General features: G+C 61.8%; 10 protein-coding genes. All 10 read left to right on the top strand.

The annotated features are described in order from the left end of the window. Positions 1-9 precede the first annotated feature (9 nt). The 10 genes from BGI01S_RS17305 (at position 10) to BGI01S_RS17260 (ending at position 11,937) form a co-directional block, all read left to right on the top strand. On the top strand, positions 10-789 hold the full coding sequence (locus BGI01S_RS17305) for an ABC transporter ATP-binding protein (RefSeq protein WP_042327192.1): 780 nt from the start codon (positions 10-12) through the stop codon (positions 787-789). Next, complete coding sequence (locus BGI01S_RS17300) at positions 786-1,544, top strand: ABC transporter ATP-binding protein (protein ID WP_042327191.1); 759 nt, start codon at positions 786-788, stop codon at positions 1,542-1,544. Before BGI01S_RS17305 ends, BGI01S_RS17300 begins: the two co-directional genes overlap by 4 nt. Positions 1,545-1,603: 59 nt before the next feature. Beyond that, the gene (locus BGI01S_RS17295) at positions 1,604-2,818 is read left to right on the top strand and encodes an ABC transporter substrate-binding protein (RefSeq protein WP_042327190.1); all 1,215 of its coding nucleotides are present in this window, start codon (positions 1,604-1,606) and stop codon (positions 2,816-2,818) included. 182 nt (positions 2,819-3,000) lie between these two features. Next, positions 3,001-3,885: a branched-chain amino acid ABC transporter permease gene (locus BGI01S_RS17290; RefSeq protein ID WP_042327189.1), complete on the top strand. Its 885-nt coding sequence runs from the start codon at positions 3,001-3,003 to the stop codon at positions 3,883-3,885. Beyond that, entirely contained in the window at positions 3,885-4,856 is a 972-nt protein-coding gene (locus tag BGI01S_RS17285; protein WP_042327188.1) for a branched-chain amino acid ABC transporter permease, read from the top strand. Before BGI01S_RS17290 ends, BGI01S_RS17285 begins: the two co-directional genes overlap by 1 nt. 524 nt (positions 4,857-5,380) lie before the next feature. Then, positions 5,381-6,547 (top strand): ABC transporter substrate-binding protein, encoded by a 1,167-nt coding sequence (locus tag BGI01S_RS17280; protein ID WP_042327187.1) that lies wholly within the window; start codon positions 5,381-5,383, stop codon positions 6,545-6,547. Positions 6,548-6,951: 404 nt separating this feature from the next. Continuing rightward, a complete protein-coding gene (locus BGI01S_RS17275; RefSeq protein WP_042327186.1) occupies positions 6,952-8,112 on the top strand; it encodes an ABC transporter substrate-binding protein in 1,161 nt (386 codons plus the stop codon). A gap of 216 nt (positions 8,113-8,328) precedes the next feature. Continuing rightward, complete coding sequence (locus BGI01S_RS17270; protein WP_042327185.1) at positions 8,329-9,384, top strand: branched-chain amino acid ABC transporter permease; 1,056 nt, start codon at positions 8,329-8,331, stop codon at positions 9,382-9,384. Between the two features lie 4 nt (positions 9,385-9,388). Continuing rightward, the gene (locus BGI01S_RS17265) at positions 9,389-11,173 is read left to right on the top strand and encodes a branched-chain amino acid ABC transporter ATP-binding protein/permease (protein ID WP_052400494.1); all 1,785 of its coding nucleotides are present in this window, start codon (positions 9,389-9,391) and stop codon (positions 11,171-11,173) included. Between the two features lie 11 nt (positions 11,174-11,184). After that, a complete protein-coding gene (locus BGI01S_RS17260) occupies positions 11,185-11,937 on the top strand; it encodes an ABC transporter ATP-binding protein (protein WP_174447417.1) in 753 nt (250 codons plus the stop codon). The last annotated feature ends 172 nt before the right edge of the window (positions 11,938-12,109 follow it).

The raw sequence follows: 12,109 nt of genomic DNA, 5'->3' as shown, positions 1-12,109 counted from the left end.
GAAGGGAACATGATTCTCGGCGATACGATTCTCGAAACGCGCGGCCTCACTCGCGAGTTCAAAGGCTTCATCGCCGTGAACGGTGTGAACCTGCGCGTGCGCCGTGGCTCGATCCATGCGCTAATCGGTCCTAACGGGGCAGGCAAGACCACCTGCTTCAATTTGCTGACCAAGTTCCTCGAACCGACTGCGGGTCAGATCGTTTTCAACGGCGTCGACATCACGAACGAACGCCCAGCGCAAATCGCGCGGCGGGGCATCATCCGTTCGTTCCAGATTTCCGCGGTATTTCCGCATCTGACAGCATTGCAGAATGTGCGCATCGGCTTGCAGCGCTCGCTCCGCACGTCGTTTCATTTCTGGAAGAGCGAGCGCACGCTGCATCAACTCGACGACCGCGCGATGGATCTGCTCACTCAGGTCGGCCTGACCGATTTCGCCGATGTGCTGACCGTCGAGCTGTCATACGGCCGCAAGCGCGCGCTCGAAATCGCCACCACGCTCGCGATGGAGCCGGAGCTGATGCTGCTCGACGAACCGACGCAAGGCATGGGTCACGAAGACGTCGACCGTGTGACGGCGTTGATCAAAAAAGTATCGAGCGGCCGCACGATTCTGATGGTCGAGCACAACATGAATGTGATCGCCGGCATTTCCGACACGATCACCGTGCTGCAACGGGGCGAAGTGCTGGCCGAAGGCAGCTACGCGGAAGTGTCGAAGAACCCGCTCGTGATGCAAGCCTATATGGGCAGCGCCGACGCGGCGCTCGCCGGAGCCCACGCATGAATACGATTGTCGAGCGCGAAGGCGTCGAATTGAGCGGCGCAAGCGACGCCGCGCCCGCGCTGGAGATCGCGGGATTGCAGGCGTGGTACGGGGAATCGCACATCCTGCATGGCGTCGATCTGACCGTGCGCCGCGGCGAAGTGGTGACGCTGCTCGGCCGCAACGGCGCGGGTCGCACCACCACGCTGCGCGCGATCATGGGATTGACGGGGCGGCGCACCGGTTCGATCCGCATCGGCGGACGCGAAACCATCAACATGCCGACGCATCGCATCGCGCATTGCGGCATCGGTTATTGCCCGGAAGAACGCGGCATTTTTTCGAGCCTCTCGTGCGAGGAGAATCTGCTGTTGCCGCCGCCGGTCGGCGACAAGGCGCACATGATGTCGCTCGAAGAGATCTATTCGATGTTCCCGAATCTCCACGAGCGCCGTATGAGCCAGGGCACGCGCCTGTCGGGCGGCGAACAGCAGATGCTCGCGGTCGCGCGGATTCTGCGCACCGGCGCGAGCCTGCTGCTGCTCGACGAAATCTCGGAAGGGCTCGCGCCCGTGATCGTGCAGGCGCTTGCACGCATGATCATCACGCTCAAGGCGCGCGGCTATACGGTCGTGATGGTCGAACAGAATTTCCGCTTTGCCGCGCCGCTTGCCGATCGCTTCTACGTGATGGAGCACGGTTCGATCGTCGAGCACTTCGAGGCGAAAGAACTCGAAGGCAAGATGCCTGTCCTGCACGATTTACTGGGCGTATGAGCGCTTAAGCACCGCCCGATTGCCTCTGATAACCACAAGCGAAGAAACAGGAGACACGAATGAAAAAGAACCCACTCGCGCGGCTTGCCTCACTTTGTTTCGCGGTCGCGGCCGGCGCCGCTTTCACGATGGGCAGCGCGCAAGCGGCCGACGATGCGGTGAAGATCGGCTTCATCACCGATCTGTCGGGGCTGTATGCGGACATCGACGGGCAGGGCGGACTGGAAGCGATCCGCATGGCGATCGCGGACTTCGGCGGCAAGGTCAATGGCAAGCCGATCACGCTGGTCTACGCGGATCACCAGAACAAGGCGGACATTGCGGCATCGCGCGCACGCGAGTGGTTCGATCGTGACGGCGTCGACATGCTGATCGGCGGGACGAACTCGGCGACGGGTCTGTCGATGAACACGGTGGCGGGCGAGAAGCACAAGGTCTACATCAGCATCGGCGCAGGCGCGGACACGCTGACCAATGAGCAGTGCACGCCGTACACGATCCACTATGCGTACGATACGACCGCGCTCGCCAAGGGCACGGGTTCGGCGGTGACCAAGCAGGGCGGCAAGACGTGGTACTTCCTGACCGCCGACTACGCGTTCGGCAAGGCGCTCGAAAAGAACACGTCGGACGTGGTGAAGGCGAACGGCGGGCAGGTGCTCGGCGAAGTGCGTCATCCGCTGTCGGCGTCGGACTTCTCGTCGTTCCTGCTGCAGGCACAAGCGTCGAAGGCGCAGATTCTCGGTCTTGCGAATGCCGGCGGCGACACCGTCAACTCGATCAAGGCGGCCAAGGAATTCGGCATCAACAAGACGATGAAGATTGCCGCGCTGCTGGTGTTCATCAACGATATCCACAGCCTCGGACTGGAGACCACGCAAGGTCTGGTGCTGACGGACAGCTGGTACTGGAACAAGGACGCCAACACACGCAAGTGGGCGCAGCGCTATTTCGACAAGACGAAGAAAATGCCGTCGAGCCTGCAGGCCGCCGACTACTCGGCGACCATGAACTACCTGAAGGCGGTGCAGGCCGTTGGCTCGACCGACTCCGACAAGATCATGGCGCAGTTGAAGAAGACCAAGATCGACGACTTCTACGCGAAGGGCTACGTTCGTCAGGACGGCAGCATGATCCACGACATGTACCTGATGCAGGTGAAGACGCCGGCGGAATCCAAAGAGCCGTGGGACTACTACAAGATCACTGCGACTATCCCCGGCGAGCAGGCGTTCACGACCAAGGCGGAAACGCGCTGCGCGCTGTGGAAGTAAGCGTGGGTTGAGGGTCCGAAGGCCGTCTGTCTGTCGACGCCCCACATGGGCGGGGCGGCGGACGGACGGCAAACCGTTTCACATGCCGCGTGCGATGGCCGCTGTTGCCGCCTGTCGCGCGCCGGCCGGATCGTGCGTGAGCGATCTCACCTTGGCGATGGCTTCAGGGGTTAAGGGCTTCAATGGATATCTTTGGCGTTCCGCTACCGGCGATGCTGAGCCAGCTTCTGCTGGGGCTCGTGAACGGCTCGTTCTACGCGATTCTGAGCCTCGGGCTGGCGATCATCTTCGGCTTGCTCAACGTGATCAACTTCGCGCACGGCGCGTTGTTCATGCTCGGCGCGATGCTCGCGTGGATGGGGCTGTCGTATTTCGGCCTGCCGTACTGGGTGATGCTGGTGCTGGCGCCGCTGATCGTCGGGTTGTTCGGCATCGCGATCGAACGCTCGATGCTGCGCTGGCTCTATAAGCTCGACCATCTTTATGGGTTGCTGCTGACGTTCGGTCTCACGCTGGTCGTCGAAGGCGTGTTCCGCTCGGTCTACGGTTCGTCGGGCCAGCCGTACGACGTGCCGTCAGCGCTCACCGGCGCGACCAATCTCGGCTTCATGTTTCTGCCGAACTATCGCGCGTGGGTGGTTGTCGCGTCGTTGGTGGTCTGCTTCGCGACGTGGTTCGTGATCGAGAAGACGCGCCTTGGCGCCTATTTGCGCGCGGGCACCGAGAACCCGAAACTGGTCGAGGCGTTCGGCGTCAACGTACCGCTGATGATCACGCTGACGTACGGCTTCGGCGTCGCGTTGGCGGCGTTCGCCGGCGTGCTGGCCGCGCCGGTGATCCAGGTGTCGCCGCTGATGGGCCAGCCGATGATCATCACCGTATTCGCCGTGGTCGTGATCGGTGGGATGGGCTCGATCATGGGCTCGATTCTGACCGGCCTGATGCTCGGCGTGATCGAAGGGCTCACGCGTGTGTTCTATCCGGAAGCGTCGGCGACCGTCGTCTTCGTGATCATGGCGCTGGTATTGCTGGTGCGCCCGGCGGGTCTCTTCGGCAAGGAAAAATGATGCAGAGAAAAGTGCTCTACGGTCTGCTGCTGATCGGACTCATTGCGGTGCCCGTGCTCGGCATCTATCCGCTGTTCGTGATGAAGGTGCTGTGCTTCGCGCTGTTCGCGGCGGCGTTCAATCTGCTGATCGGCTATACCGGCTTGCTGTCGTTCGGGCACGCGATGTTCCTCGCGTCGGCCGGCTACGTGACCGGTTATGCGATCCAGTCGCTCGGTTTTTCGCCGGAGCTCGGTGTGCTTGCCGGCACTGCGGTGGCGACGCTGCTGGGGCTGGTGGTCGGCTTCTTCGCGATTCGGCGGCAGGGCATCTACTTCGCGATGGTGACGCTCGCGCTCGCACAGATGGTCTACTTCGTGTTCCTGCAGGCACCGTTCACGCATGGCGAGGACGGCATGCAAGGGGTGCCGCGTGGCAAACTGTTCGGTCTGCTGAATCTGTCCTCGGATGTCGCGCTGTATTTTGTCGTTCTGGTCGCGATGGTGCTCGCCTTCCTGTTGATCGTGCGAATCGTGCACTCGCCGTTCGGGCAGGTGCTGGTGGCGATCAAGGAAAACGAGCCGCGCGCGGTGTCGCTCGGTTACGATACGGATCGCTTCAAGTTGCTCGCCTTCATTCTGTCGGCGGGGTTGGCTGGTCTCGCGGGTTCGCTGAAGGTACTCGTGCAGGGCTTCGAGACGCTGGGCGACGCTTACTGGACCATGTCGGGTCTCGTGATCCTGATGACGCTCGTCGGCGGTATGGGCACGCTGTTTGGGCCGCTGCTCGGCGCCGCGCTGATCGTCGCGCTCGAAGACCGGCTCGGCGATATCGGCGGGGCGCTCGCCGCGACGACCGGCATCGACTGGTTCCGCTCGCTGGGCGAGTCGGTGACGATCGTGACCGGCGTGATTTTCATCGCGTGCGTGCTGGCGTTCCGGCGCGGCATCGTCGGTGAGATCATCGCGCGAGTGCGGCCACTGCGAGCCTGACGCGCGGTGCGGATGCCAAATTAATTCGTTATCCGATGTAATTGGATGGCTTGGGTCCCGGCGCACTCCGTTCCGAAAGCGCCGTCAAGCGGACGCAACCGGCCGGAAGAGGCTTCGCAAAATGCGCCCCAATTCGGTGCCGCAGTGCACCACTAGGGTAATTGCTAGTTGTAGTGGGAGGGGGCGTCGTTTAATCTTCATGCAGTTCTGATGCACCACGAATTTTGCAGGTGGAGAACGAGGAGACAATGAGGCACTCAGTGCCCAGACGAAAGCGCTGTTGGATTGATATCCAACAGCGCTTTTTATTTGTGCTTTTGCTAAAGCCGCCATTCCCTTCTTTCGCTAATTCGGTGGCCCTTTTTTATTCACCGAACCGCTCGCGACAACACGCCGTATAACCCTGCAAAACGCTTGCAGCGCCGGGCTTTCGTCCGCTAAACTCGCTATTCACCGACCGCTGGGTCGGCATTTAAATCGTCGATTTAAATTCAAATGAATAACGGCGTTGATAGAGGAGCGGGATGAAGTCGGCATTGCGTTGGATTAGTGCGGCATTGGTCGCCACCGGGGTATCTGCAGCATGGAGCGGTCATGCATTCGCGGATGTGAAAATCGGCGTCACGGTGTCGGCAACTGGCCCGGCCGCCTCGCTCGGTATTCCGGAAAAGAACACGGTTGCGCTGCTGCCCAAAGAAGTAGCGGGCCAGAAAATCGACTACATCGTGCTCGACGATGCGACGGATTCGACCCAGGCGGTCAAGAACGCGCGCAAGCTCACCAGCGAAGATCACGTGGATGCGATGATCGGCTCGACCGTTGTGCCGAACTCGCTCGCGATGATCGACGTCGCTTCCGAAAGCACCACGCCAATGATCTCGATGGCCGCTGCCGCGAGCATCGTCGAACCGATGGATGCGAAACGCGCGTGGGTCTTCAAGACCCCGCAAAACGACATTCTGATGGCCACCGCTATCGCGCAGCACATGGCGAATCACGGCGTGAAGACGGTCGCCTTCATCGGCTTCTCGGACGCGTACGGCGAGAGTTGGTTCAAGGAATTCGGCAAAGCGGCGGATCTCGCGAAGATCAAGGTCGTCGCGAACGAGCGCTTCGCGCGCAACGACGCATCGGTCACCGGCCAGGTGCTGAAGATGATGTCGCAGAACCCGGACGCCGTGCTGATCGCGGGTGCGGGCACACCGGCCGCGCTGCCGCAAAAAACGCTCAAGGAACGTGGCTACAAGGGCAAGTACTATCAGACGCACGGCGTCGCGAATAACGACTTCCTGCGCGTGTGCGGCAAGGATTGCGAAGGCACGTATCTGCCGGCCGGTCCGCTGCTGGTTGCCGAGCAACTGCCCGATTCCAATCCGGTGAAGAAGACCGCGCTCGCCTACAAGCATGCGTACGAAACCGCGTATGGCGCGGGCTCGGTGTCGACCTTCGGCGGTCACGCATGGGACGCGGGCTTGCTGCTGCAACGCGCGATTCCGCTCGCGCTGAAGAAGGGCCAGCCGGGCACGCCCGCATTCCGCGAGGCGCTGCGCGCAGCATTGGAGAACACCAAAGACCTGCCCGCGTCGCACGGCATCTTCAACATGAGCGCGAACGACCACGCTGGTCTCGACCAGCGGGCGCGCGTGATGGTGGAGATTGTCGGCGGCAAGTGGAAGCTGGCCGGCGACTGAGCGAAGGCGCAGCGATACGGGACCTCAAATGAAAAAAGACGCGTGCAGTTGACGCGTCTTTTTTATTGTCCGCGTGACGTGAAAAGTGTGGTTCTGTCGCTTCAGGACAAACCCGCAGTTGACTGGCGGTCTATTGACCGTCAATGATGCAGAACGCAATACTACTAACATGTTAGTGGTTTGCTGGTTTGAATTCGCAGCAGCGAAGTGTGGACGCGATCGCAGAAAATCGCGGCATTTGCAGTGGTGGTGAGCAAGGGAGCGGCACCCAACAAAACGGCGAAGGTATTCGCGCCCAGCAGGGAAAACCATGCTTGGCACACCTGAACCCTATAACTAGATTCAGACACCCGGTCGTCAAGCCGGATTACAGATACGCGCTTCAAAGCGTTTGGAGACTCGCAATGAACAAGACAAGGCAATGGGTACGCACCGGCATCGCAATCGCGTTGATGTGCGGCGCCGGCGCGGCGTTTGCCCAGGTGAAGATCGGCGTGACGTTGTCGACGACGGGGCCGGCCGCATCGCTCGGGATTCCTGAGAAGAACACGATCGCGTTGCTGCCGAAGGAGATCGGCGGCAAGACGGTGCAGTACATCGTGCTCGACGACGGATCGGATACCGGCAAGGCCGTGCAGAACACCCGCAAGCTGATCGACGAGGACCACGTCGACGCGATCATCGGCTCGACCGTCACGCCGAATTCGCTCGCGATGCTCGACGCTGCCGCCGAAGGCAAGACGCCGGTGATCTCACTGGCGGCATCGGCCGCGATTATCTCGCCGATGGACGCGAAGCGCGCATGGGCCTTCAAACCGCCGCAGAACGACAGCCTGATGGCCGACGCGATCGCCGACTACATGGAGCATCACGGCGTGAAGACGGTCGGCTTCATCGGCTTCGCGGATGCGTATGGCGACGGCTGGAACAACGTCTTCACCGCTGCGGCCGCCGCACACAATCTGAAGATCGTTTCCAACGAGCGCTTTAACCGCACCGACGCATCGGTGACCGGGCAGGTGCTCAAGACGATGGGCGCGAATCCCGACGCGGTGCTGATCGCGGGCGCGGGCACGCCGTCGGCGCTGCCGGCCAAGACGCTCAAGGAGCGCGGCTACAAGGGCAAGGTCTACCAGACGCACGGCGTCGCCAACAACGACTTCCTGCGCGTGTGCGGCAAGGATTGCGAAGGCGAATTCCTGCCGGCCGGCCCGATCCTCGTGACGGACCAGCTGCCGGAATCGAATCCGGTGAAGAAGTCGTCGCAAGCGTATAAGGCGGCGTACGAGAAGGCTTATGGCGCGGGTTCGGTGGCGACCTTCGGCGGTCACGCATGGGACGCCGGCCAGATGCTGCAGGCGGCGATTCCGGTCGCGCTGAAGACCGCTCAACCGGGTACCGAAGCGTTCCGTGTGGCACTGCGCGGCGCGCTCGAAAACATCAAGGAATTGCCGGTGTCTCACGGCATCATGAACACCACGACGACCGACCACAACGGCCTCGACAAGCGCGCTCGCGTGATCGTGCAGATCGTCGACGGCAAGTGGAAGCTGCAAAACGACTAACAATAAAAAAGCGGTACGCGCCTCTCGCGCAATCTGCGGCATGTGACAACGCCGCATTGCCATTCTGTTCGATGACAATGGCATCGACCGCCGCGCCGTGTTCCGGTGCGGCGGTCGCCTTTTCTGGCATTGCAGGTCGGCGGCCGGCCGCGGGTTTTGCCGCCAACGCCACGACCGTTTCCCGATTTCGATTTCGACGCTTCAGGACGAGGAAGTATGGATCTATCAATTGCGGCGATCCTCGCGCAGGACGGCATCACCACCGGCGCGATTTACGCGTTGCTCGCGCTTGCGCTGGTGTTGGTGTTCTCCGTGACGCGGGTGATCTTCATCCCGCAGGGCGAGTTTGTTTCGTACGGCGCGTTGACGCTCGCCGCACTGCAGACACAAAAGTTTCCGGCCACCTGCTGGCTGCTGATGGCGATGGGCGCGGCCTGCTTCGTCGTCGAGGTGGCGGGGCTCGTGCGGCATGCCGAGCGACGCCGCCATGCGGCGCGCACGCTGGTCACGCTGGCGGGGAAATATCTGTTGTTCCCGATCGCGGTCTATGCGCTCACGCGAGGTGTTTTCCTGCAGCCTCTACCGATGATCGTACAGATCGCGTTGACGCTTTTGATCGTGATTCCGATGGGACCTTTCGTCTACCGGCTCGCGTATGAGCCGATCGCGGAAGCGACCACGCTGCTTCTGCTGATCGTGGCGGTGGCGGTGCACTTCGCGATGGTCGGCCTCGGACTCGTGATGTTCGGCGCGGAAGGCTCGCGCACGACCGCGTTCTCGGATGCGACCTTCAACGTCGGCAGTTTGTCGATCTCGGGGCAGAGCCTGTGGGTGGTCGGCACGGCGGTCGTGCTGATCGGCGCACTGTATCTGTACTTCGATCGCTCGATCTCGGGCAAGGCGTTGCGCGCCACGTCGGTGAACCGTCTCGGCGCTCGGCTGGTCGGCATCGGCACGACGCAGGCGGGGCGCCTCGCGTTCACGCTGGCGGCGGGGCTCGGCGCGCTGTGCGGGATCCTCGTCGCACCCTTGACCACCATCTACTACGACTCGGGCTTCCTGATTGGTCTGAAGGGCTTCGTGGGGGCGATTATCGGCGGTCTGGTCAGCTATCCGCTGGCGGCGGCGGGCTCGATCCTCGTGGGCCTGCTGGAGTCGTATTCCTCGTTCTGGGCGAGTGCTTATAAAGAAGTGATCGTGTTCACGCTGATCATCCCGGTGCTGCTCTGGCGCAGTCTTGCCAGCCCGCACGCCGAAGAGGAAGAGGAGTGACACGATGAAACGGATCATGCAAAACAAGTTCTTCTGGCTGTTCCTCGTGGTGCTGTTCGCGCTGCCGGTGTTGCCGCAGCCGATTCACGTGCCCGAGTACTGGGTGACGCTGCTCAACTACATCGGCCTGTATTCGATTGTCGCGCTCGGCCTCGTGCTGCTGACCGGCATCGGCGGGATGACGAGCTTCGGGCAGGCGGCATTCGTTGGCATCGGCGCCTACGCGACCGCCTATCTGACGACCTCGTACGGCGTGTCGCCGTGGCTCGCGTTGATCGCGGGGGTCGTCGTCACGGCGCTGATCGCGTTGATGCTGGGCCTCGTGACGATGCGTCTGTCCGGCCATTTTCTTCCGCTCGGCACGATCGCGTGGGGGCTCGCGCTGTTCTATCTGTTCGGCAATCTGGAGATGCTTGGCAAGTACGACGGCATCAACGGGATTCCAGTGCTGAATGTTTTCGGCATCAATCTGGAGTCCGGCCGCCATATCTATTACCTGATCTGGCTGGTCGTGCTCGGCGCGGTGATCTCCGTTCAGAATCTGCTTAATAGCCGGCCGGGGCGGGCGATTCGCGCGTTGCGCGGCGGCGGCATGATGGCCGAGGCGATGGGCGTGAATACGGCGTGGATGCGCGTGGTGATCTTCGTCTACGCGGCGGTGCTCGCGTCGATTTCGGGCTTTTTGTACGCCCATTTGCAACGCGCTGTGAATCCGACGCCGTTCGGTCTGAATCACGGCATCGAATATCTGTTCATGGCGGTGGTGGGAGGCGTGTCGCATGTCTGGGGCGCGGTGCTGGGCGCGGCGATCCTGACGCTGCTGCAGGACTACCTGCAAACGCTGCTGCCGAAGCTGCTGGGCGAAAACGGCAACTTCGAAGTGATCGTATTCGGCATCTTGATGGTTTTGCTGCTGCAGTACGCTCGCCAAGGGGTCTGGCCGTTCGTCGCGCGCTTCTTCCCGCGCGGTCCGCGTGCTCATCTGGCGGATCATGCGGAACCGTTGCCGCAGCGCAGCAAGCCACAAGCTGGTGAAAGCCTGCTGACCGTGAACAAGGCGCGTAAGCAATTCGGCGGGCTGGTCGCGGTGAACGATGTCAGCTTCGAGGTGAAAGCGGGGCAGATCATCGGACTGATCGGGCCGAATGGCGCCGGTAAGTCGACCACGTTCAATCTCGTGACCGGCGTGCTGCAGGCGACCAGCGGCGAGATCACGTTCCGCGGCGAGCGCATCGATTCGCTCAGTTCACGTGAAATCGTCAAGCGCGGGATCGGCCGGACCTTCCAGCACGTCAAGCTGCTCCCGGGAATGACGGTGCTCGAGAACGTCGCGATCGGCGCGCATTTGCGGGGACAGGCGGGTGTCTGGCGCAGCGTCGCACGTCTGAACGGCGCCGAAGAAGCGCGCTTGATGGCGGAAGCGGCTCGCCAGATTCGTCGCGTCGGGCTTGAGCAGCACACGTACGACGAAGCGGGCAGCCTCGCGCTGGGTCAGCAACGGATTCTCGAAATCGCGCGAGCGCTTTGCTGCGACCCGACGTTGCTGCTGCTCGACGAACCGGCGGCTGGCTTGCGCTATCAGGAGAAACTCCAACTCGCTGATTTGCTGCGCCGCCTCAAGGCGGAAGGTATGAGCGTGCTGCTGGTGGAGCACGACATGGATTTCGTGATGAATCTCACCGACCGGCTGGTGGTGATGGAATTCGGCACGCGGATCGCGGAAGGCTTGCCGCTGGAGGTGCAGCAAGACCCGGCCGTGCTCGAGGCTTATCTGGGCGGGGTGGAATGATGGAGAACGCAATGAATGCTGCGGCACCGATTCTCGACGTGGGCGGTCTGTCGGTCCGATACGGCAAAGTGGAGGCGCTGCATGGCGCGGCCATCAAGGTGCGTCCGGGGCAGATCGTTTCGGTGATCGGCCCGAACGGCGCCGGCAAGTCCACATTGTTGAACGCAATCATGGGCGCGTTGCCGAGCACGGGCCATGCGAAGGGCGCGGTCATCTATCAGGGCGAAGATGTCAGCGCTGTGCCGGTCGAAAAACGGGTCGCGCGCGGCATGTGCCTGGTGCCGGAGAAACGTGAGCTGTTTGCGGCGATGACGGTCGAGGACAATCTCGTCCTCGGCGCGTATAGGCGCAAACGGGCGGGAGAGCGTAACTTTCTGGATCAACTCGAACCGGTCTTCACGCTGTTCCCGCGCTTGAAGGAGCGTCGCAAGCAGGCTGCTGGAACTCTGTCGGGCGGCGAGCGGCAGATGCTGGCGGTCGGGCGCGCGCTGATGGGTAAGCCCGATCTGCTGATGCTCGACGAGCCGAGTTTGGGTCTCGCGCCGCTTATCGTAAAAGAAATTTTCCATATCATTAGCGCGCTGCGACAGACCGGCGTCGCGACGTTACTCATCGAGCAGAATGCGCGCGCCGCGTTGCAAATCTCCGACTACGGCTATGTGCTTGAAACCGGGGAACTGGCACTGGAAGGGCCGGCAGCGGATCTTGCGCAGAACCCGCGAGTGATCGAAACCTATCTGGGATTGGCAAAAAACGTGGCCTAGCTGCCCACTTGTCGCTAGTCGGCGGAGTTCAAAGCGTCGTGTTTCACGTGAAACACGACGCTTTTTTGTGCCTCGGCCATTCGGCCGAAATTCGGGCCGAAACCGAACCCGTTATAATTAGCCCATACTTTTCCTTTGAAGGCTCACGCGACGATCTGGCGTGAGATCCGCA

The organism is Paraburkholderia ginsengisoli NBRC 100965 (genome assembly GCF_000739735.1).
GTDB lineage: Bacteria > Pseudomonadota > Gammaproteobacteria > Burkholderiales > Burkholderiaceae > Paraburkholderia > Paraburkholderia ginsengisoli.
The sequence above is the reverse complement of the archived record's forward strand: the minus strand, read 5'-3'. Positions and strand labels throughout refer to the sequence as shown.